At 62.1% G+C, this 20,462-nt stretch carries 19 protein-coding genes and 1 tRNA gene; 10 read left to right on the plus strand and 10 right to left on the minus strand.

Annotated elements, in window-relative coordinates; translation table 11 throughout:
- Positions 1–55 precede the first annotated feature (55 nt).
- The 4 genes from PG881_RS01470 to lolB form a co-directional block, all read right to left on the minus strand.
- Positions 56–1,003, minus strand: a complete 948-nt coding sequence (locus PG881_RS01470; RefSeq protein ID WP_005298464.1) for a ribose-phosphate pyrophosphokinase — start codon at positions 1,001–1,003, stop codon at positions 56–58.
- Between the two features lie 309 nt (positions 1,004–1,312).
- Positions 1,313–1,387: transfer RNA gene (locus tag PG881_RS01475), tRNA-Gln, on the minus strand.
- Entirely contained in the window at positions 1,367–2,236 is an 870-nt protein-coding gene (ispE, locus tag PG881_RS01480) for a 4-(cytidine 5'-diphospho)-2-C-methyl-D-erythritol kinase (protein WP_270797863.1), read from the minus strand. The genes PG881_RS01475 and ispE overlap by 21 nt, the downstream gene beginning before the upstream one ends.
- 26 nt (positions 2,237–2,262) lie before the next feature.
- Entirely contained in the window at positions 2,263–2,847 is a 585-nt protein-coding gene (gene lolB, locus PG881_RS01485; protein WP_011706937.1) for a lipoprotein insertase outer membrane protein LolB, read from the minus strand.
- Positions 2,848–2,968: 121 nt separating this feature from the next.
- On the opposite strand from lolB, the gene hemA reads away from it, so the two are divergent.
- The 7 genes from hemA (at position 2,969) to PG881_RS01520 (ending at position 10,072) form a co-directional block, all read left to right on the plus strand.
- The gene (gene hemA, locus PG881_RS01490; protein WP_016351604.1) at positions 2,969–4,228 is read left to right on the plus strand and encodes a glutamyl-tRNA reductase; all 1,260 of its coding nucleotides are present in this window, start codon (positions 2,969–2,971) and stop codon (positions 4,226–4,228) included.
- A 51-nt stretch (positions 4,229–4,279) separates the two neighbouring features.
- Positions 4,280–5,368 (plus strand): peptide chain release factor 1, encoded by a 1,089-nt coding sequence (gene prfA / locus PG881_RS01495; RefSeq protein WP_011706935.1) that lies wholly within the window; start codon positions 4,280–4,282, stop codon positions 5,366–5,368.
- Complete coding sequence (prmC, locus tag PG881_RS01500; RefSeq protein WP_270797830.1) at positions 5,368–6,216, plus strand: peptide chain release factor N(5)-glutamine methyltransferase; 849 nt, start codon at positions 5,368–5,370, stop codon at positions 6,214–6,216. Before prfA ends, prmC begins: the two co-directional genes overlap by 1 nt.
- A gap of 43 nt (positions 6,217–6,259) precedes the next feature.
- Entirely contained in the window at positions 6,260–6,643 is a 384-nt protein-coding gene (locus tag PG881_RS01505) for a SirB2 family protein (RefSeq protein WP_224480950.1), read from the plus strand.
- 11 nt (positions 6,644–6,654) lie between these two features.
- Positions 6,655–7,455 (plus strand): SirB1 family protein, encoded by an 801-nt coding sequence (locus PG881_RS01510; protein WP_010633228.1) that lies wholly within the window; start codon positions 6,655–6,657, stop codon positions 7,453–7,455.
- 175 nt (positions 7,456–7,630) lie between these two features.
- Positions 7,631–8,485 carry a 3-deoxy-8-phosphooctulonate synthase gene (gene kdsA / locus PG881_RS01515; RefSeq protein WP_011706931.1) on the plus strand — a complete coding sequence of 285 codons (855 nt, stop codon included), beginning with the start codon at positions 7,631–7,633 and terminating at the stop codon, positions 8,483–8,485.
- 306 nt (positions 8,486–8,791) lie between these two features.
- Complete coding sequence (locus PG881_RS01520; protein ID WP_270797831.1) at positions 8,792–10,072, plus strand: dicarboxylate/amino acid:cation symporter; 1,281 nt, start codon at positions 8,792–8,794, stop codon at positions 10,070–10,072.
- A gap of 130 nt (positions 10,073–10,202) precedes the next feature.
- Here the strand turns inward: PG881_RS01520 and grcA are convergent, their stop codons facing one another.
- Positions 10,203–10,583, minus strand: a complete 381-nt coding sequence (gene grcA / locus PG881_RS01525; protein ID WP_011706929.1) for an autonomous glycyl radical cofactor GrcA — start codon at positions 10,581–10,583, stop codon at positions 10,203–10,205.
- A gap of 834 nt (positions 10,584–11,417) precedes the next feature.
- On the opposite strand from grcA, the gene ung reads away from it, so the two are divergent.
- Both ung and PG881_RS01535 read left to right on the plus strand, forming a co-directional pair.
- On the plus strand, positions 11,418–12,086 hold the full coding sequence (gene ung / locus PG881_RS01530) for a uracil-DNA glycosylase (protein ID WP_016351600.1): 669 nt from the start codon (positions 11,418–11,420) through the stop codon (positions 12,084–12,086).
- A 158-nt stretch (positions 12,087–12,244) separates the two neighbouring features.
- Positions 12,245–12,793, plus strand: coding sequence for a hemerythrin domain-containing protein (locus PG881_RS01535; RefSeq protein WP_011706927.1), 549 nt, complete (start codon positions 12,245–12,247; stop codon positions 12,791–12,793).
- A 51-nt stretch (positions 12,794–12,844) separates the two neighbouring features.
- On the opposite strand, the gene PG881_RS01540 is transcribed toward PG881_RS01535, so the two are convergent.
- A complete protein-coding gene (locus tag PG881_RS01540) occupies positions 12,845–13,027 on the minus strand; it encodes a DUF3545 family protein (protein ID WP_016351599.1) in 183 nt (60 codons plus the stop codon).
- A gap of 160 nt (positions 13,028–13,187) precedes the next feature.
- Entirely contained in the window at positions 13,188–14,138 is a 951-nt protein-coding gene (tal, locus tag PG881_RS01545; protein ID WP_016351598.1) for a transaldolase, read from the minus strand.
- Positions 14,139–14,881: 743 nt separating this feature from the next.
- On the opposite strand from tal, the gene PG881_RS01550 reads away from it, so the two are divergent.
- Positions 14,882–16,324 (plus strand): alanine/glycine:cation symporter family protein, encoded by a 1,443-nt coding sequence (locus tag PG881_RS01550; protein ID WP_011706925.1) that lies wholly within the window; start codon positions 14,882–14,884, stop codon positions 16,322–16,324.
- 146 nt (positions 16,325–16,470) lie between these two features.
- Here PG881_RS01550 and PG881_RS01555 read toward each other — a convergent pair whose 3' ends face one another.
- From PG881_RS01555 to PG881_RS01565, 3 genes are read right to left on the minus strand one after another with little or no spacing between them, the layout of a single operon-like run.
- A complete protein-coding gene (locus PG881_RS01555; protein WP_270797832.1) occupies positions 16,471–18,444 on the minus strand; it encodes a transglutaminase family protein in 1,974 nt (657 codons plus the stop codon).
- Positions 18,431–19,417: a DUF58 domain-containing protein gene (locus PG881_RS01560; protein WP_270797833.1), complete on the minus strand. Its 987-nt coding sequence runs from the start codon at positions 19,415–19,417 to the stop codon at positions 18,431–18,433. Before PG881_RS01560 ends, PG881_RS01555 begins: the two co-directional genes overlap by 14 nt.
- Positions 19,417–20,337, minus strand: coding sequence for an AAA family ATPase (locus PG881_RS01565; protein ID WP_270797834.1), 921 nt, complete (start codon positions 20,335–20,337; stop codon positions 19,417–19,419). Before PG881_RS01565 ends, PG881_RS01560 begins: the two co-directional genes overlap by 1 nt.
- Positions 20,338–20,462: the final 125 nt, after the last annotated feature.

The following is a 20,462-nucleotide window of genomic DNA, read 5'->3' on the forward strand; positions in this document are numbered from 1 at the left end:
TGGGACTAAAAAGACAAAAACCGCCAGCTGGCGGTTTTTGTCACAACCGGGTCTATCAATGCTCAAACATGGCAGAGATGGACTCTTCGTTGCTGATGCGGCGAATGGCTTCGGCCAGCACGGAAGAGAGCGTCAGCTGCTTGACCTTGTCGACCGCCTTCATCTCCGCGGTGAGCGGGATGGAGTCGGTGATGATCAGTTCGTCGATCACGGAGTTCTTGATGTTCTCCACGGCGGAACCGGAGAAGACCGGGTGAGTGGCGTAGGCGAATACACGCTTGGCGCCGCGCTCCTTGAGGGCTTCTGCGGCTTTGCACAGGGTGCCGCCGGTGTCGATCATGTCGTCGACGATGATGCAGTCGCGGCCGGCCACGTCACCGATCAGGTGCATGACCTGGGAGACGTTCGGGCGGGGACGACGCTTGTCGATGATGGCGATGTCGGTATCGTCCAGCAGCTTGGCGATGGCACGGGCACGTACCACGCCGCCGATGTCCGGCGACACGACCACGGGGGATTCGAGGTTCTTGGACTTCATGTCTTCCAGCAGCACCGGGCTGCCGAACACGTTGTCGACCGGGACGTCGAAGAAGCCCTGGATTTGTTCGGCATGCAGGTCAACGGTCAGCACGCGATCCACACCGACGCTGGAGAGGAAGTCGGCGACGACCTTGGCGGTGATGGGAACACGGGCGGAGCGGACGCGGCGGTCCTGACGGGCATAACCAAAGTAGGGGATAACGGCAGTAATACGGCCAGCTGAAGCACGACGCAGAGCATCCACCATCACGATCAATTCCATCAAATTGTCGTTGGTCGGGGCACAGGTGGATTGAATGATGAAGATATCGCCACCACGTACATTCTCGTTGATCTGTACGCTGATCTCGCCGTCGCTAAAGCGACCTACGGCAGCATTGCCGAGTTTGATAAACAGGCGATCTGCGATCTTCTGGGCTAGTTCCGGCGTTGCGTTACCAGCAAACAGCTTCATGTCAGGCACGGTTTGAAACCTCGGGGTTGCATCCAGTATGTGGGGAGTCTTATTCAGACCCTTATCGTTTTGGGGCAAACGATTTATCAAGTTGACGGGTCAGACCACTATAGGCTGCTTTCAGGCCAGGTGCCTACGTTGCATGCGGCAAGTCGGTTGAGCGTCGTGCTGGTCGACGCCCCGTCATCCATGATGACCAGTGACCTCCCGACAACGAGAGGGTAACGATGGGTGCTGCAACCGGCGAGGGGGAGTGTGCACTCCCGGCAAGACTGCTGCGGCAGGTGAATCGATATACCCTGTTCGATGTTCAGGAGATGGCTGGGGTACTAGGATTCGAACCTAGGAATGGCGAGATCAAAACCCGCTGCCTTACCGCTTGGCGATACCCCAATCACTGACTTGTTGCAATGCAGCGAAGAGTGGTGATATGTTCTCGCCCTTGGCGACAAACCCATCCCATCCTTTCGGCACTTTTGCCAACACTTCCCGAGCAGCCACTTCGTCTTCAAACTGAGCAAAGACGCAGGCTCCTGTGCCCGTCATTCTTGACGGCGCGTATTCTAGCAACCAGCCGAGCGCATTGGCAACCTCGGGGTGGCGCTTTTTCACCAGCAATTCGCAATCGTTTTTCCACTCCCCTTCCAGCAGATTGTGCAATGCCATTTTCGGGGTATCTCTGGGCAGGTCCGGATCCTGAAACACGGCGGCGGTCGCCACATGGCAATCGGGCTTGAGCACCAGATACCAGGCACTCGGCAGCTCGACCGGCTGCAACCGTTCACCGACCCCCTCGGCAAAGGCCGCCTTGCCGCGCACGAACACCGGCACGTCGGCGCCCAGCTGCACGCCGAGCTCGGCCAGCTCGTCTTCACTCAAGCCGGCCTGCCAGAGATGGTTGAGGGCGACCAGGGTAGTGGCCGCGTCCGATGAACCGCCGCCGATGCCGCCGCCCATGGGCAGCACCTTCTCCAGCCGGATATGGGCTCCCTGCGGGCTTGGCAGCCTGGCCTGCAACAGGCGGGCGGCGCGGATGATCAGGTTCTGCTCGTCGGGCACGCCGGGAATGGCCGGGCTCAGGGTGAGCAAGTCGGTATCGGTGAGCGGCTCGAACTCGAGCCAGTCGCCGTGGTTGAGGAAGATGAACAGGGTCTGCAGCTCGTGGTAGCCGTCCGGGCGACGGCCGTTGACGTGCAAAAAGAGATTCAGTTTGGCCGGAGCCGGCCAGCGCATGACGCTCATGGAGGAGTCCTTGTCGATGGCCGCCATCAGCGGGTTATGGTCCACTGGTTGATCTGCAGCTTGAGGCGACTGCCCTGGCCGGTCATGGTGAGCAGGTGCGGCAGGCGGTAACCGTCCTGATCCCGGTAGTCGCCATAGACGATCTGCCACTGACCGTCCCGCACGCTTGCCAGACTGCGGTCGGGGTTGAGCTCGAATTCGGCTTGGCCCGGCAGGCCCTTGATCCATTCCGGCAGCCCGGCCACCGGAATGTTCCAGCCGGTGAGCTGATAGATGAGCGCCTCGGCATCCTGGCTCTGGTGCGGGTTGCCCTCGTTGTCGATCAGGGTGATCTCGCCCTTGCTGCGGGAGAGCTCGAGGATGTGAGTGCCGATCAGGCTGGTGAGGTTGAGGCGATAGTCGTCGCCATCCTGCTGCCAGTTGACCCGGGCGCTGCCCTTCTGCTGGGCGGTGATGATGGCCATCTTGCCTGACAGCTGCCAGTGGCTGAGCTGCTCGAGACGGGTACGTTCCTGCTGCCAGTTGACCTGATCACGCTGGGGTTGGGTAGTGGCGCAACCGGCCAGCAACAGCAGGCAGCCAAGGGTGAAAAGACGCAACAACAAGGTCATGCTCCGGAAAAGGTGATTTGCCACAGTATACGGGGCGGCCGTATTGCTTTTAAAGACTTACCCTTTCTCGTACAATTGGCAGCCTTTACTCCCAGCGCACAGATACGATCCACGCCCACTCATGAGTTTGCTTGCCCTCGGAATCAACCACAACACCGCCAGTGTCGCCTTGCGGGAGCGGGTCGCCTTCGGCCCGGACTGCATCGATCGCGCCTTGCGTGAGCTGGTCGCCCAACCCGGTGTAAGCGAGGCGGTGATCGTCTCGACCTGCAATCGCACCGAGCTTTACTGCAGCCTGGCGCAGGGGCAGGGCGAGCAGGTGTTGCAGTGGCTGCAGCGTTTCCACGGTCTGGATGCGGCCGAGGTGGTCTCCGCCATCTACCAGCATCAGGACGAGGAGGCGGTCCGTCACCTGATGCGGGTGGCCTGCGGGCTCGACTCCCTGGTGCTGGGCGAGCCGCAGATCCTGGGGCAGATCAAGCAATCCTACGCCCATGCCCAGCAGTCCGAGGCGGTGAAGGGATCGCTGGAGCGGCTGTTCCAGAAATCCTTCTCGGTGGCCAAGCGGGTGCGTACCGATACCGAGATTGGCGCCAGCGCCGTGTCGGTGGCCTTTGCCGCGGTGAGCCTGGGGCGGCGGATCTTCTCCGATCTCTCCCAGACCAAGGTGCTGCTGGTCGGTGCCGGCGAGACCATCGAACTGGTGGCCCGCCACCTGCGCGAGCAGAACGTCACCCAGATGATGGTGGCCAACCGCACCCTGCAGCGGGCCCAGCTGCTGGCCGAGGAGTTCGGCGCCCAGGTGATGACGCTCGAAGAGATCCCGGACTACCTGCACGAGGCGGACATCGTCATCAGCTCCACCGCGAGTCCCCTGCCCATCATCGGCAAGGGCATGGTGGAGCGCGCGCTCAAGGCCCGCCGCTTCAAGCCCATGTTCCTGGTGGACATCGCCGTGCCCCGCGACATCGAGGCGGAGGTGGACGAGCTCTCGGACGCCTATCTCTACACGGTGGATGACCTGCAGGGCATCATCGAGCAGAATCTCGAGACCCGCAAACGGGCCGCCGCCGAGGCCGAGCTCATCGTGCAGGAAGAGCGCGACGACTTCATGGGCTGGTATCGCAGCCAGCACTCGGTGGATCTCATCCGCGATTACCGCCACCAGTCCCAACAGGTGGCCGACGAAGAGCTGCAGCGCGCCCTGCTGGCCCTGCAGCAGGGCGAGAATGCCGAGCAGGCGCTCAAGGCGCTGGCCCACCGCCTCACCAACAAGTTGATCCACGCACCGACCCAGGCTCTGCGCCATGCCGCGGCCCAGGGGGATCACCACCAGCTGGCCCAGTTGCGCCAAGTGCTGGGGTTGTCACAAGAGTCATAGTTTTGGGGCGACCAGCCGGTCGTCCCGTCCTCCATCGAGAACACAAGATTTATGAACCCGTCACTGATCAGAAAGCTGGAAGGCCTCATCGAGCGCCACGAAGAAGTACAGGCCATGCTCGGCGAGCCGGACGTGGCCGCGGATCAGGATCGCTACCGCGCCCTGACCCGGGAATATGCCCAGCTGGAAGATATCGTTCACGCTTTCCAGCAATTCCGCCAGGCCGAAGAGAACCTGGATGCCACCCGCCAGATGCTGGAAGAGGATGATGCCGACCTGCGCGAGATGGCGCAGGAGGAGCTGCCACTGGCCAAGGCGACCTTCGAGGAGCAGGAGCAGGCGCTGCAGGTGATGCTGCTGCCGCGCGACCCCAAGGATGACAACAACTGCTATCTGGAGATCCGCGCCGGTGCCGGTGGTGACGAGGCGGCGATCTTTGCGGGCGATCTGTTCCGCATGTATTCGCGCTACGCCGAGCGCCAGGGTTGGCGGGTTTCCATCGTCAGCTGCAACGACGGCGAGCATGGCGGCTACAAGGAGGTAATTGCCAAGGTAGAGGGCGAGCACGTCTACGGCCGCCTCAAATTTGAATCCGGTGGTCACCGGGTGCAGCGGGTGCCGGAAACCGAATCCCAGGGCCGGGTGCACACCTCCGCCTGCACCGTCGCCGTGCTGCCGGAAGTGCCGGAAGCCGAGCAGATCGAGATCAACCCCTCGGAGCTGAAGATCGACACCTTCCGCGCCTCCGGGGCCGGCGGTCAGCACGTCAACAAGACGGACTCCGCCATCCGCATCACCCACCTGCCCACCGGGCTGGTGGTGGAGTGCCAGGATGAGCGCTCCCAGCACAAGAACCGCGCCAAAGCGATGTCGGTGCTCTCCGCCCGCCTGCAGGCGGCCGAGGATGAGCGCCACCGCGCCGCCGAGCAGAGCACCCGCCGCAACCTGGTGGGGTCGGGAGATCGCTCCGAGCGTATCCGCACCTACAACTACCCGCAGGGGCGCCTCTCCGAGCACCGCATCAACCTCACCCTCTATCGCCTCGGCGAGATCATGGAAGGGGACCTGGACTGCGTCATCAGCCCGATGATCCAGGAGTACCAGGCCGATCAGCTCGCCTCCCTGGCCGAGAGCAACTGATGCAGATCCAGCAGGCTCGCGCCCACATCATGGCGACCCTGGCAGGGGGGGAATCCCCACGCGCCGATGCCGATGCGCTGCTCTGCCATCTGCTGGAGTGCCGGCGCAGCTACCTGATGACCTGGCCGGAGCGCGAGCTCGATGCAGCCCAGCAGGTGACCCTGCAGGGCTGGCTTGAACGCCGTCTTGAGGGGGAGCCCATCGCCCACCTGATCGGTGAGCGGGAGTTCTGGTCGCTGCCGCTCAAGGTGAGCCCGGCCACCCTGATCCCGCGCCCCGATACCGAGGTGCTGGTCGAACAGGCGCTGGCGCGGTTGCCAGCAGGCCCCTGCGTCGTGCTGGATCTGGGCACCGGCACCGGCGCCATTGCACTGGCGCTCAAGTCGGAACGACCCGATGCCGATGTATGGGCGGTGGACAGGATGCCGGCAGCGGCAGCCCTGGCCCGTGCCAACAGCGCCGCCCTTGGCCTTCCCATCGAGGTGCGCGACGGCAGCTGGTTTGAGCCGCTGGTCGCGCCCTCGTCAAGCAAGGCGCCGCGCTTTGCGATGATCGTCTCCAACCCGCCCTACATCGACGGGGCGGATCCGCACCTCGATGAGGGGGACGTGCGCTTCGAACCCCGCTCCGCCCTGGTGGCGGACGAGCAGGGACTGGCGGATATCCGGCTGATCGTGGCAGGCGCGCCGGCCCATCTGCTGCCGGGCGGCTGGCTGTTGCTGGAGCATGGCTGGCAGCAGGGGGAGGCGGTGCGTCAACTCCTGCTGCAACAGGGCTACCTTCAGGTGGAAACCGTGCGCGATTACGGCGATAACGAGCGGGTGACCCTGGGGCGGCTGGCTCAGTGATGATGACGGGCAGGCCGGGCCTGCCTTTGTTCAAGGACACGTTATGTATTTTGCTATCAAACATCTGCACTTGCTGCTGATAGGCTTGGCCGTGCTGATGTTCATGTTGCGCTTCTATTGGCTGCAGACCGGCTCGAGCCGCGCCGCCAGCGCCGGTACCCTCAGGTTGAGCGGCTGGCTCAACGGCCTGGTGGTGCTCTCCGGCGTGCTGCTGTGCATGGTGCTGGATCTCAACCCGCTCAACAACGCCACCCCCTGGCTCAGCGAAAAGCTGACCGCCATCCTGGTGGTGGCCTTTCTGGCCATGATGGCACTGCGCCTGGCCCGCAGTAACGGCATCCGCTGGTTTGCGTTTCTGGGAGCCCTCGGCTGGGTCTTCTTCATCGCCAAGCTGGCCGTCTACAAGCAGGCCAGCCTGTTCGGTTAAGGATGATGACGATGATACGCGTAGACGAATGGACCGATTTCGAAGCCCATGACATCGCCGAGCTGGCGCTGTCGGTGAGCGACGAGATCCATGGCATCAGCGGCCGCGGGACGGCGGAGCTGGCCCGGCTCGACGCCTGGTTGGACGAGGCCATCGAGGAAGGGGATTGCGACCAGGTGCGCCGCCAGCTGCTGCAGGGCTTCTATCAGACCTTAGGCTTTCACGGCGACTGGCAGGACTACTTCTCGGTGGCCAACTGCGATCTGGCCCAGGTTCTGGCCCGCAAGCAGGGCATTCCGGTCAGCCTTGGCATCCTCATCATTCAGCTGGGGCGCAAGCTCGGGCTGGATGTGGAGGGGATCTGCTTCCCCGGCCACTTCCTGGTGAGCTTTGCCGGCAGTGAGGGAGAGGTCTATGTCGACCCCTTTACCGGCGACGAGCTGAGCCTGCACCACATCGAGCTGTTGCTGCGCGGGGCCCTCGGCAATCTGGCCACCCTCAGCTCGGATCACCTGCAGCCTGCCGGTCAGTGGGAGATCATCGAGCGGCTGCTCAACGTCAGCAAGGGCGCTTTGCTGCGGGAAGACCGGATGACCGAGGCGCTGCGCTGCAGCGAACTGCTGCTGCGGATGAAGCCCGGCGACCCGCTGGAGACGCGGGATCGCGGCTTCATCTACGAGCAGCTCGACTGCCCGCGTTTTGCCGCCGACGATTTTGAATACTTTATTGAACAGTGCCCGGACGATCCGGTGGCGGACGTGCTCAAGGCCCAGCTGGCCGCGCTGGATCTGAGCCCCAAGCCCCTCCACTGAGGGGCGGGCAACGGCCCCGCTGCATGGCGAGGCCCTGGCCGAATGAAGAGTCCCATGCCGTTGCATGCAAGGCCTGGGAGATGCAACCGACGAGTATCGAGGTCGCGCAGCTTTGGGCAGCACGGCCGGATGTGGATTCAAGCCCTGCAAGCCCTTTTACCTAAGGAAGCCTGAGATGGAACAGAAGAATATCAAGGTCAATGGCATCGACGTTGCCAACGACAAACCGTTCGTGTTGTTCGGCGGCATGAACGTGCTGGAATCGCGCGACATGGCGATGGCGGTGTGCGAGAAGTACGTGGAAGTGACCTCCAAGCTGGGTATCCCGTTCGTGTTCAAGGCGAGCTGGGACAAGGCCAACCGCTCCTCCATCCACTCCTATCGCGGTCCGGGTCTGGAAGAGGGGATGAAGATCTTCCAGGAGCTGAAAGCGACCTTCGGCATGCCGGTCATCTCCGATCTGCACGAGCCCCATCAGGCCAAACCGGTGGCCGAGGTGGTCGACGTCATCCAGCTGCCCGCCTTCCTGGCGCGCCAGACCGATCTGGTGGAGGCCATGGCCCGCACCGGCAACGTCATCAACATCAAGAAGCCGCAGTTCCTGAGCCCAAGCCAGATGAAGAACATCACCGACAAGTTCGAGGAGTGCGGCAACGACCGTCTGATCCTGTGCGAACGCGGTGCCAACTTCGGGTATGACAACCTGGTGGTGGACATGCTGGGGCTGGGCGTGATGAAGAAGAGCACCGGCGGCTATCCGGTCATCTTCGACGTGACCCACTCCCTGCAGTGCCGCGATCCCATGGGCGCTGCCTCCGGTGGGCGCCGCGAGCAGGTGACCGAGCTGGCCCGTGCCGGCATGGCGGTCGGTCTGGCCGGTCTGTTCATTGAATCCCACCCGGACCCCAAGATTGCCCGTTGCGACGGTCCGAGCGCGCTGCCGCTGGAGAAGCTGGAAGGCTTCCTCAAGCAGATGAAGGCCATCGACGATCTCATCAAGGGCTTCGAGCCGCTCGATACTTCCATCTAAGTCTGGCTTTGCTTGCCCAATAAAAATGCCCCGCACTGCGGGGCATTTTTGTTTGCGGCCTGTTTTTATTTCTTTGGTCAGCATAAATCAATCGCAGAATAAATACAGTCAGGTTTCCGTGGTGTTAATGTTGTTAAATCAGTTGTGTGATTGATGTCTATTAATTGCTTTTTTTAACATGGGAAAGTAACCCCTGTTGTGATGAGGGAACGGCACGAACCGGGCGAGATAACTCTATTTCGTCACGGATTGCTGCATGCGTATTTTTGCCATGACACATCTCATTAAATTGACAGGACGTTAAGAATGCAGAAAAGAATAGTCAGCAGCCTGTATTTTCAGGTGTTGTTAGTGATCACCCTCGGGGTCATTCTGGGGCATATATATCCCGACCTCGGTGCGGACATGAAACCGCTGGGGGATGGTTTCGTTAAATTAATCAAAATGATCATCGCCCCGGTTATATTCTGCACCGTGGTGACCGGTATTGCCGGCATGGAGAGCATGAAAGCGGTGGGTAAAACCGGCGCCATCGCGCTGCTCTATTTTGAAGTGGTCAGCACCATCGCCCTCATCATCGGGCTGTGCGTGGTCAACCTGCTGCAACCGGGGGCGGGCATGAACGTCGACCCCGCCACGCTGGACGCCAGCGCCATCTCAGCCTATGCCGAGCAGGCCAAGGCACAGGGCATCATCCCCTTCCTGCTGGACGTGATCCCGGGCAGCGTGATCGGCGCCTTCGCCAGCGGCAACATTCTGCAGGTGCTGTTATTTGCAGTGCTGTTCGGCTTCTCCCTGCACCATATCGGCGAGAAGGGCAAAGTGATATTCAATGTCATCGACAGCTTCTCCCAGGTTATTTTCGGGATCATCAACATGATCATGCGGCTGGCACCGGTTGGGGCATTTGGTGCGATGGCCTTTACCATTGGGAAATATGGTATCGGCTCGCTGGTTCAGCTCGGACAATTAATTGCCTGCTTCTACATGACCTGCCTGCTGTTTATTTTCCTGGTGCTGGGCAGTATTGCCAGAGCGAATGGCTTCAGCATCCTGCGTTTTATTTCCTATATCCGGGAAGAGCTGCTGATCGTGCTGGGAACTTCCTCTTCTGAATCCGTATTGCCGCGCATGCTGGTGAAGATGGAGGCGCTCGGCTGCAAGAAGTCGGTGGTGGGGCTGGTGATCCCGACCGGTTACTCCTTCAACCTGGACGGCACCTCCATCTATCTGACCATGGCGGCTATCTTCATCGCCCAGGCCACCAACACCCCGCTCGATCTGTTCCAGCAGATCACCCTGCTGGTGGTGCTGCTCATCTCCTCGAAAGGGGCCGCCGGGGTGACCGGCAGTGGCTTCATCGTGCTGGCGGCCACCATCTCGGCGGTGGGCCACCTGCCGCTGGCCGGGCTGGCGCTGATCCTCGGCATCGATCGCTTCATGTCGGAGGCCCGCGCCCTGACCAACCTCATCGGCAACGGGGTGGCAACCCTGGTGGTGGCCCGTTACTGCGATCAGCTCGATGAGCAGCAGATGCACGAGGCGTTGAGCAAGCCGCCACAAGCCGTCAAGCTGGATCAGCATTGAGCCGCCGATGCCCGCACCGTGCGCTGACAGCCTGTCGAGCAAGGGCGGCGAGCGCGGGTGGGTGAATTCAAGCCATAAAAAAACGGCCCGTTTGGGCCGTTTTTCATGATACCGGTTGGTGCAGAGCGACTTACAGGCTCTGGGTGAAGGTGCGGGTCACCACGTCACGCTGCTGTTCCGGGGTCAGTGCGTTGAAGCGCACGGCGTAGCCGGAGACACGGATGGTCAGCTGCGGGTACTTTTCCGGGTTGGCAATGGCGTCTTCCAGGGTCTCGCGACGCAGGACGTTGACGTTCAGGTGCTGGCCACCTTCGACAGCCGGCTCGGCTTGTACCGGCAGTTCACGGTATTCGAACTGGCCCAGGTCAGAGACGCTGACTTCCTGATCGGCGGCGAAGGTGTCGCCTTTGGCGCAGATGCAACGAGCCTGTTGCTTCTCTTCGTCCAGCAGCCAGAACGAGTTCAGCAGAGCGGCGTTGGCAGACTGGGTGATTTGGATGCCCTTGATCATGGTATGACTCCTCATAGGAAAGCGGATTCAACTGTAAGGAAATTACCCTGATGTATTTAAACCACCGGGATGATTTAAAGGGCCCTTGCCTTACACCTTTACTTTGTTGGGTCATATATACCACGATGGTAATATTACGAAAATTGATCTAAATCAAAAAATACGCGGTTTGCGCGAGCTTGAAGGGATTAAATTATTGAGATTAATCAAAAAGAGGTCATTTCTCTGATTGTGTAAGATATCTTAATTATGCATCTTCTATTAATTAAATCTAGTAATTTAACTACATGTTTTAAGGTTTGCGTCATGCATGAGCCGACCTCATCTTCTGTGTGGGGGCATCAGGGCCAAGCCTGCGGTGAAGGTGGCGGGGCCAGGTTTGCCCTCTCTCTGCTGTTCACACAGCTATATAAGGTTGCCTTGGCATAAGGCTGCCTCAGCCGAGCCGCCGATTGTCACGGTCAACGTGACCCCGTTGCCCACAGTGGCCGGGAGAGCTGGGTGAGCGGGAGGTTGTCATACCGTTGCCATTCGGGGGCGAGGGGGCTCGGAAGAGGGTGCCAAGGTTGCGTCCCGGGGGCTGGCCCCCTATCCTGAGCCCCTTGCCGCATTAATGAGGGCATGGTGATGCCAGCACTGGCCCAGCACCATGTCCTGCCGCATTCAGCGAGGATGGCGGCGTGCTGGCTCGCATGGCCCGGCATGGGCCAAGCCGCATGCCGCAAAACCCGCCGTATTCATCGAGGATGGTGGCGCGCCGACCCGCATCAGACGGTGTGACCCTGCACGGGGTAACAGGGCGTCCATCCGGACAGATTCAATGAGGAGATTGGGGTGCAGACCTGGACTGATGTAATTGGCTCCGAGAAGGAGCAGGACTATTTCAAGGCGACCCTGGCGACCGTCAGGAGTGAGCGGGAGGCGGGCAAGGTGATCTATCCGCCGGCGACCGACGTGTTCAATGCCTTCAAGCTGACCGAGCTGGATCAGGTCAAGGTGGTGATCCTGGGTCAGGATCCCTATCACGGCCCCAATCAGGCACACGGCCTCTGCTTCTCGGTGTTGCCCGGGGTGCGCACGCCCCCCTCGCTGGTCAACATCTACAAGGAGATGCAGCGGGACCTGCCGGGTTTTGTCACACCCAGTCACGGCTTTCTGGAGTCCTGGGCCAGACAGGGGGTGCTGCTGCTCAATACCGTGCTGACGGTCCAGGCGGGCCAGGCCCACTCCCATGCCCATCTGGGCTGGGAGACCTTCACCGACCGGGTCATCGAGCAGATCAATGCCAGCTGTCAGGGGGTGGTCTTCCTGCTGTGGGGCGCCCATGCCCAGAAGAAGGGTCGCTTCATCGACAGGCAGCGGCATCATGTGCTGAGCGCGCCGCATCCCAGCCCGCTCTCTGCTCATCGCGGCTTCATCGGCTGCGGCCACTTCTCCGAAACCAACCGGTTGCTGAGCCAGCAGGGGATGAGCCCCATCAACTGGCACTCGGTCTGCGAGTAAGGGGCCCGACGGCTGACGAGCGGGGGCATGAACAGGGGGGCGGCATTGTGCGTTACCCGCTGTTTTGTCTGCAGATGACTTGATTGAGTGCAAAGTTGGCGCGATAAATGACCGTATACTCGAAACAGGATCGTCTCATTTCAGCGCAAGGAGTGCCCATGCTAGCCAGTCTGCACAAGGACCATCTCAACATCGCCAGGTTGCTGGATCTGCTCAAACACAAGCTCGCCGCCATTCGCGATGAACAGCGGGTCAGCTATTTCCTGATCCGCGATGTGGTGGATTACCTGAGGGAGGTGTCGGACAAGTATCACCATCCGAAGGAAGACATCATTTATGACTACTACCTCAAGTACCGGGTCGTGGAGGGGGACGTTGCCAACCGGCTTCAGGCCGAGCATGCCAAGTTGCTGGAGGCCGGCGCCGAACTCAAGGAGATGGTGGAGATGATCCTGATGGATGCGGTGATCCCGCTCGATCAGTTTACCGCCAAGCTGGAGCAGTTCGTGGCGCTGCAGGAGGCGCACATGAACTACGAGGAGGGGGTCATCTTCCCCCATCTGCGCGACTCGCTGACCGAGGATGACTGGCGTCACCTCGAACAGATCTGGCAGAACCGCGCCATCGGGGATCCGCTGTTCGGGCCCGAGATCAGCCAGCACTTTCAGGCACTGGCCAAGCGTCTATCGCTGCCGCTCTCTTCCTGAGGGGAAACACTCTCTTAAAAAACAAGGCCCCGGTTAACCGGGGCCTTGTTTTTACAGTTCGATCTCGTCTGAGAGACCTTCGTAGGCGATGTCGATGGATTGCAGCTCCTTCTGCAGGCGGTGTTTGTCTTTCAACGCCTCAATCTCACGCCATTTACGTTTCTTTCCCGTTGTCCCGCGGCTACGTGAACCGAGCTCAACTACATCGTCATATTCGAAGTTGAACATTTCCATGGCTCCCTCCTTGGTTATTCTCGTTTTCACCATCCGTATAACATAACGGCATTGAAAATAAAACGTTTTCGTGACGAACACATGACAAGGGTCCGACGCTCATAAAAAAACCGGGTTCCCTTGCGGGAACCCGGTTTTCATCGGCTCATGACGGCTCTCATCAGAGGCGGCTGGCCAGCATGGTTTCCAGCTTGCCCTGGTCGATGGCAAACATGCGGATGCCTTCGCCCAGCTTCTCGTGGGCCATGGCGTCCTGGTTCAGTTCCCAGCGGAATTCGGCTTCGGTCATCGGAGCCGGTTTGGCTTTGCGCTCGCCGGTGTAGTTCAGCTTGCGGACCACGGCGCCTTCGGTTTTGCTCAGCTCTTCCAGCAGGGCCGGGCCAATGGTCAGACGGTCGCAGCCGGCCAGTTCCAGGATCTCGCCGGTGTTGCGGAAGCTGGCGCCCATGACCACGGTCGGGTAGTCGTGCTGCTTGTAGTAGTCGTAGATGGAGGTGACGGAAACCACGCCCGGATCTTCGCTGGCGGTGTAGTCACGGTTGTGCTTGGCCTTGTACCAGTCGAGGATGCGACCGACGAACGGGGAGATCAGGAAGGCGCCGGCTTCGGCACAGGCACGGGCCTGGGCGAAGGAGAACAGCAGGGTCAGGTTGCACTGGATACCCTCTTTCTCCAGCACCTCGGCGGCACGGATGCCTTCCCAGGTGGAGGCCAGCTTGATCAGGATGCGATCGTTGCTGATACCGGCTTCGTTGTAGAGACGGATCAGTTTGCGGGCCTTGGCGATGCTGGCCTGGGTATCGAAGGAGAGACGGGCATCCACTTCGGTGGAGATGCGGCCCGGGACGATTTTCAGCACTTCCAGGCCGATGTTGACCGCCAGCTTGTCGCCCGCGTCGATGATTTGCTGTGCCTTGTCCTGGCTCTGGGCTTTGGCCCAGTTGATGGCGTCTTCGATCAGCGCCGCGTATTCGGGGATCTCGGATGCCTTCAACACCAGAGAGGGGTTGGTGGTGGCATCGATGGGCTGGTAGCGCTTGATGGCTTCGATATCACCGGTGTCGGCGACAACTGTGGTCAGGGCTTTCAGCTGGGTTAATTTATCGGCCATGGCAAATATCATCTCTTTATGAGGGCGCACTCTCTTGCAAAGGGTGCTGGCTCGGGGGTGGCGGGCGTGAGACGACAGTTCTGAAATAAAATTACAAAATCCCGGCGACTCAGGCTCAGAAAAGCGCGATGGGTGTGCCCCATCGTCATTGCCTGCCTAATTAATACGGATGTGGCTCATCCTGCAATAGGGGGGGCTGTATGCTTATCAGCCACTCCCTGGCCGCAGTGGGAAAGAGTGGCTAAAAGTATTTGATAAAAAACGACTTTTATCATTTTTGCCAGAGTGAATTTAGCGGCCGCCAAAAACAACTTTTTTGGTTGATTATCGGTTTTGTGGCATCGATCACACAAATTGTCAGATCAGCCTCTTGAAATTTTATTACGTGTAAAACGTTTGGCGAAACAAGGGGGTTTTGGCTACCCGGATGGATAAACGCTTGCGTAATGGTTTGCCCCCTTCTCTGCTTGCTCTACCTCTATGTAGATAATTGCCAAAAAGTGCTCTTTTGGGTCTAATTTGTCGGCTGATTGATTGGATTCTCAGTTTTGTTGAAATTTTGCGAGTTAAATGAAGCTTTAATGCACTGGATCGCTCGTTTTTTGTTTCCGCAGTGATCCCGATCACTATTCTGAACTCCCTCGCTATGCTAGATTCCGCCCCTTTAGTGAACCGCAAATTCAGAAACAGACAGCAAGGGGTCAGCGCAGACTGACCATGGATGTGATAACAACGAGAGAAATATGGACACCTTGATCGCAATGATTAACGACCTGATGTGGGGAGCCGTGCTCATCTACCTGCTCATCGGCGTCGGCATCTTCTTCACCTTCCGCCTGGGTTTTATCCAGATCCGCCACTTCGGCCACATGTTCTCCGTCTTGCGCAACAGCCGCAAATCAGACAACGCCGGCATCTCCTCTTTCCAGGCCCTCTGTACCAGCCTTGCCGCCCGCGTGGGTACCGGCAATCTGGCCGGGGTGGCGGTGGCCATCTATCTGGGTGGCCCGGGTGCCATCTTCTGGATGTGGCTGATCGCTTTCATCGGCATGGCGACCGCCTTCGTCGAGAGCACCCTGGCCCAGCTCTACAAGGTCAAGGATGAGGACGGCAACTACCGTGGCGGCCCCGCCTACTACATGGAGAAGGGGCTCGGCATGCGCTGGATGGGGGTGTTGTTCTCGCTCTGCCTGATCCTGGCGTTCGGTCTGGTGTTCAACGCGGTACAAGCCAACTCCATCAGCCTGGCGATGAACGTGGCCTTCGGCATCCCCGACTGGGTCAGCGGTCTGGCGCTGGTGGTTCTCTCCGGTCTCATCATCTTCGGCGGCATTCGCGGCATCGCCCGTTTCGCCGAGCTGGTCGTGCCCTTCATGGCGCTGGCCTACATCCTGATGGCGCTGTTCGTGGTGGCCATGAACATCAGCGAGCTGCCGGGGGTGTTCAGCCTGATCATCAAGTCTGCCTTCGGTCTTGAGCAGGCCGGCTCCGGTGCGCTGGGCTACGCCATCTCCCAGGCGATGATCAACGGCATCAAGCGCGGTCTCTTCTCCAACGAAGCCGGTATGGGCTCCGCTCCCAACGCCGCCGCAACCGCGACGCCCTATCCGCCGCACCCGGCCTCCCAGGGCTATGTGCAGATGCTGGGGGTGTTCCTCGATACCATCGTCATCTGTACCTGTACTGCCGCCATCATCCTGATGTCCGGCCAGTTTGAACCGGGCTCCGGCATCACCGGGGTGGAGCTGACCCAAAGGGCGCTCTCCTCCCAGATCGGTGGCGGTGGCAACATCTTCATCGCGGCGGCCATCTTCTTCTTCGCCTTCACCTCCATCGTGGCGAACTACTCCTACGCCGAGACCAACCTGGTGTTCCTCGAGCACAACCACAAGGGCGGCCTGATGCTGTTCCGGATGTTCGTGCTGGGCATGGTGATGTTCGGCTCGGTGGGCGAGCTGCCGACCGTGTGGGCCATGGCGGACGTCTCCATGGGGCTGATGGCCATCGTCAACCTGGTGGCGATTCTGCTGCTCTCCGGGGTGGCCATCAAGCTGGCGCGGGACTACAACGACCAGCTCAAGCTGGGCAAGGTGCCCACCTTCGACGCCAACAAGTACCCCGAGATCCGCAGCCAGCTGGAAGAGGGGATCTGGGACAATCCGGCGCAAAACAGCAAGCAGGCATAAGCCTCGCAGTCGCCGTTGTCTGACAACAAGGGGAGCCACTGGCTCCCCTTTCGTTTGGGCGTGTCAGTGGTGGGCATCCCAGCGCCGGCAGATTTGGCGCAGTCGTCGCCGCAGCTGGCGCAAGGTGTGTTGACGCTGCACTGCCGTCAGTGGCGGGCATCCCAGCGCCGGCAGATCTGGCGTAACCGCCGCCGTAGCTGGCGCAAGGTGCGGTGGCGCTGTGCAGCCGACAAGGGGGCATAACGCCAGCGCCGGTAGAGCCAGGCGCCCTGTTGCAGTGGCCGCGCGAGAGAGGGTCTGAGGTCGGCGAGGCGCTCGCACCAGCTGGCCAGGCTCTCCCCCGCCAAGGGCTGCCAGCCATGGTGGGCGGCGCGCCGGCGCAGGGGCTGCCATAGCCGCAGGGGTAGCGGAGCGGGGCCGCGCCAGATCAGCAGGCCACCCACCAGGCTGGCCACCCCCAGCAGGGCGGCCAGGATCAGCCAGTGAGTATGGCCGGCCAGCACCGGCCAGCGTTGTCCCAGCTGCTGCCACAGGCTGGCGGCATCATAGTTGAGCACCCAGCGGGTCCATTGGTAGTCGAGATTGGCCCCCCACCAGCGCAACTGGTTGAGCAGGGCCCAGTTGCGATAGCGCTGCAAGGAGAGGGGGTCAGCGGCGGCGAACTCGCCGCCAAGGGCCGCCGGCATGCCCCCCTCGATGCGCTGGGGGGCCACTGCGGCGGTGGGATCGAGCCGCTGCCAGCGGTTCTGCTCATCCAGATACTCCACCCAGGCGTGGGCATCAAACTGATGCACCTCCAGGTAGTTGCCCCTCGGATTCCACTCGCCGCCGAGGTAGCCGGTCACCAGCCGGGCCGGGATGCCGGCCGCCCGCAGCACGAAGGCGGTGGCCGTGGCGTAGTGACCGCAAAAGCCGCGCCGGCTCTCGAACAGAAAGTCATCCACCCCGTCTTGTCCCAGCCGCGGCGGCTGCAGGGTGTAGTAGAAGTCGCCCTGGCGAAACTCGCCCAGCAGGGCGGCGGCCAGCGCCTCCGGCGTCGGATGGCGGGCCTTGAGCGCCAGGGCGTGGGCCCTGGCCTTGGGGTTGCCACCGGCGGGCAACTGCAGGTTGAGGTGACGGGCAGTTTCATCGGCAGGTGGCGCCATGGCGGCCGTGCTGACCCGGTAACTGACGCGGCCATCCCCCCGATCCTGGCGATAGAGGGTGGCGAGGGGGCTCAAGGTGACCGGGCCGCTCAACACCTCGGGGTTGGCCAGGGCCAGGGTCCAGCGCAGGCGCTGGGGCTCGGCGATCACCTGATAGCTGCCGGCCGGCAGTGGGGTCGCCGGGTTGGCCGCCGGCTGCATCTGCACGGATTGGGATTGTTGCCAGCGGCGCACCTGCTCGCTGAGCAACCAGCGCCGGCCATCGAACCGCTCCTGGCGCATCAGCGGGAAGTAGCGCTCCTCTGGCGGGGGCGGGGCGGCGGCGAAGGTGATGCGAAAGGCCAGCTCGGAGGAGTTGACCAGCTCGCTGATGTCGCCGGGGGCCACCTCCTCCGAGAGGCCGGAGAGGGCGCGGCTGCTGTTCGGCATCTGCCAGAGCGGTGCCAGCCTTGGCAGCAGCAGAAACAGGGTGAGCAGCAGGGGGATGGCCAGCAGCAGGATGAGCCCGGCCCGGCGCCACAGCCGCTGGCCGAGGGGCTGCACCGCCGCCAGCAAGGTGGTGACCGCCAGCCAGAGCGCCCCCGTCATCGCCAGGGCCCACCCCATGCTTTGCCGCTGCACCAGCGCCAGCGCGACGAGAAAGAAGGCGAGCAGCAGCACCTGCTCCACATCCCGCTCTCGCCGTACCTCGATGAGCTTGAGGCCGTAGCCGAGCCAGAGCAGGTTGATGAGGGCCGGCAGGGTGCCGAGCTGGCGCCACTGCCAGCCAAGCAGCGCCACACCCAGCATGGCCAGCAGTGCCAGTGCGGCGGCAGGCGGCGGACGCCAGCCCCGCCACAGCATCATGGCCCGCCCGCCCAGGGTGAGCAGTGAAACGGCCACCACCCAGAGTTGCAGCTGGGGCCAGAGTGCCGGGATCAGCAGCAGTTGCAGCAGGGCGAGCAGCGGTAGCAGGCGCCGGTTATCGAGCAACATCGAGGTCGACCTCCTGCGTCGGCTCTATGGCATCGACGCGGGCCAGCGCCAGCCGGCAGCGCTGCAAAAAGGCGGCCCCGCTGTCCGGCCCGAGCGTCCGGCCCGCCAGCGTCAGGCTGAAGGGAATGCCCCGTTTGGTATAGTCGTCACACCACCAGGCGAGCACCGCCAGCCGCTGCTCCAGATCCCGGCCGCCGACCCGCTGCAGGCTGAGGTGGGTATCATCCTGCCCCGGCTCGCAGAACTGCTTCACCAGCAGGCCGCGTCCCTGGGCGAGCTGCTTCCAGGCGACCCGGCTCAGCGGCTCCCCGCTCTGGTGGGCCCGCAGCATGTCGAAATCCCCCATCGAGGCCGGGGTGGGCTGCCCCCGGTTGCCCGCCGCATCGGCCGTCGCCTCCCCGCGCAGGGGACCGTACTCGGGGGCCGGCGCGAGCCAGCCCTCCAGCTGCAGGTCCAGCAGCGTCCAGCAGCGAAACAGGCCGAGGGGGTAGCGGCTCTCCACCCGCAGCCTCTCCAGCGGCAGGCGTCCGCGCCGAGGGCCCAGCACCGGCAGGAGCAGGGGTTGCGGCACCGCATCCACCTGCGCCAGCCAGAGCCGCCCTTCATTGAGGGAAAATTGCAGTGCCTGCAGCGGCCGTTCGCTGCGCACCGTGATGGGCATGGGCAGGGGGCTGCCCGCCTCTCCCAGCACGGTGGCCCCCCCCAGCAGAGACAACCCCAGCAGGTTGCGGTGGGTGAGCCACATGGTGACCATGAACAGGCTGCCGAGGCCGTAGGCCACCAGCAACACCAGGTTGTTCTGGTAGTTGGTGCCGAGCAGATAGATGGCCAGCATCACCAGCAGATACCAGAGGCCGAGCCGGGTGGGCAGGATGAACAGGCAGCGCCCCTGCAGGGTGATCTGGCGGGCCGGCGGGATGCGCCGGGCCAGCCAGCCTTGTTGCCAACTGGCCCTGCGCTGGCGCCAGTTCATCAGGGGCGATCCGGATCGACCCGGGCCAGCAGGCGCTGGCTCAGCGGGCAGGCTTCGCCACGCTGCACCCCAAAGCTGCCCCTGAGCCTGTGCTCGGCCACGTAGGGGAAGACCGCCTGAACATCCTCCACGCTGACGAAGCGGCGGCCCGCCACCAGCGCCCAGGCCCGGCTCACCGCCAGCAGGGTCTGGGCGGCGCGGGGTGAGAGCGGTTGCGGCAGGTCGGCGTCGAAGCGGCTCTGCTGCACCAGCGCCAGCAGGTAGTCGAGACTGGCATCGGAGAGGTGGATCTGCGCCGCCTCGGCCTGCAGGGCAGCCAGCTCGGCGGCGCTCAGCTGCCGCTCGAGGGGCGCGCTCTGGCTGGCCCCGCGCAGCAGTCGCCGCTCCGCTTCCGGGGTGGGAAAACCGAGGGAGAGGCGCACCGCGAAGCGATCGAGCTGGGATTCTGGCAGGGGGTAGGTGCCCGCCTGATCCGCCGGGTTCTGGGTGGCGATGACGAAGAAGGGGGCGGGCAGCGGGTGGCTCTCTCCCTCTATGCTCACCTTGCCTTCGGCCATGGCCTCCAGCAGGGCGCTCTGCACCTTGGGGCTGGCGCGGTTGATCTCGTCCGCCAGCAGTACCTGGGTAAAGACGGGGCCCGGATGAAAGCGAAACTGCTGCTGGTGGGGGTCAAAGATCTGCAGCCCCAGCAGGTCGGCCGGCAGCAGATCGGCGGTGAACTGCACCCGCCGGCAGTCGAGCCCCAGCACCTGCGCCAGGGCGTGGGCCAGGGTGGTCTTGCCCATGCCGGGCAGATCCTCGATCAGCAGGTGGCCGCGAGCCAGCAGGGTCACCAGCGCTATCTTGAGTTGCAACGGCTTGCCGAGGATCACCTGCTCCAGTGCCGTCAGCAGCCGGGTTATCTGTGGTTGTGTCTGCACGTGCGCCTCCCTGTGTGATGCCGCCCCTACAGCTTATACGCCCGTTGCCGGGCAAGAGGGGCAAGTCATGGATAACTCATTGAATCTGGATGATTTGGTGGGTGACTTCACACAGACTTCACCCA

This window comes from Aeromonas sp. QDB54 (genome assembly GCF_027707385.1).
Taxonomy (GTDB): Bacteria; Pseudomonadota; Gammaproteobacteria; order Enterobacterales; family Aeromonadaceae; genus Aeromonas; species Aeromonas hydrophila.

What these genes read in the sequence shown, in the direction of transcription:
- ispE (WP_270797863.1), bottom strand. Translation starts at nt 2,236, where the DNA reads ATGAGCGTCATGCGCTGGCCGGCTCCGGCCAAACTGAATCTCTTTTTG.
- lolB (WP_011706937.1), bottom strand. Translation starts at nt 2,847, where the DNA reads ATGACCTTGTTGTTGCGTCTTTTCACCCTTGGCTGCCTGCTGTTGCTG.
- hemA (WP_016351604.1), top strand. Translation starts at nt 2,969, where the DNA reads ATGAGTTTGCTTGCCCTCGGAATCAACCACAACACCGCCAGTGTCGCC.
- prfA (WP_011706935.1), top strand. Translation starts at nt 4,280, where the DNA reads ATGAACCCGTCACTGATCAGAAAGCTGGAAGGCCTCATCGAGCGCCAC.
- prmC (WP_270797830.1), top strand. Translation starts at nt 5,368, where the DNA reads ATGCAGATCCAGCAGGCTCGCGCCCACATCATGGCGACCCTGGCAGGG.
- PG881_RS01505 (WP_224480950.1), top strand. Translation starts at nt 6,260, where the DNA reads ATGTATTTTGCTATCAAACATCTGCACTTGCTGCTGATAGGCTTGGCC.
- PG881_RS01510 (WP_010633228.1), top strand. Translation starts at nt 6,655, where the DNA reads ATGATACGCGTAGACGAATGGACCGATTTCGAAGCCCATGACATCGCC.
- kdsA (WP_011706931.1), top strand. Translation starts at nt 7,631, where the DNA reads ATGGAACAGAAGAATATCAAGGTCAATGGCATCGACGTTGCCAACGAC.
- PG881_RS01520 (WP_270797831.1), top strand. Translation starts at nt 8,792, where the DNA reads ATGCAGAAAAGAATAGTCAGCAGCCTGTATTTTCAGGTGTTGTTAGTG.
- grcA (WP_011706929.1), bottom strand. Translation starts at nt 10,583, where the DNA reads ATGATCAAGGGCATCCAAATCACCCAGTCTGCCAACGCCGCTCTGCTG.
- PG881_RS01535 (WP_011706927.1), top strand. Translation starts at nt 12,245, where the DNA reads ATGCTAGCCAGTCTGCACAAGGACCATCTCAACATCGCCAGGTTGCTG.
- PG881_RS01540 (WP_016351599.1), bottom strand. Translation starts at nt 13,027, where the DNA reads ATGGAAATGTTCAACTTCGAATATGACGATGTAGTTGAGCTCGGTTCA.
- tal (WP_016351598.1), bottom strand. Translation starts at nt 14,138, where the DNA reads ATGGCCGATAAATTAACCCAGCTGAAAGCCCTGACCACAGTTGTCGCC.
- PG881_RS01550 (WP_011706925.1), top strand. Translation starts at nt 14,882, where the DNA reads ATGGACACCTTGATCGCAATGATTAACGACCTGATGTGGGGAGCCGTG.
- PG881_RS01555 (WP_270797832.1), bottom strand. Translation starts at nt 18,444, where the DNA reads ATGTTGCTCGATAACCGGCGCCTGCTACCGCTGCTCGCCCTGCTGCAA.
- PG881_RS01560 (WP_270797833.1), bottom strand. Translation starts at nt 19,417, where the DNA reads ATGAACTGGCGCCAGCGCAGGGCCAGTTGGCAACAAGGCTGGCTGGCC.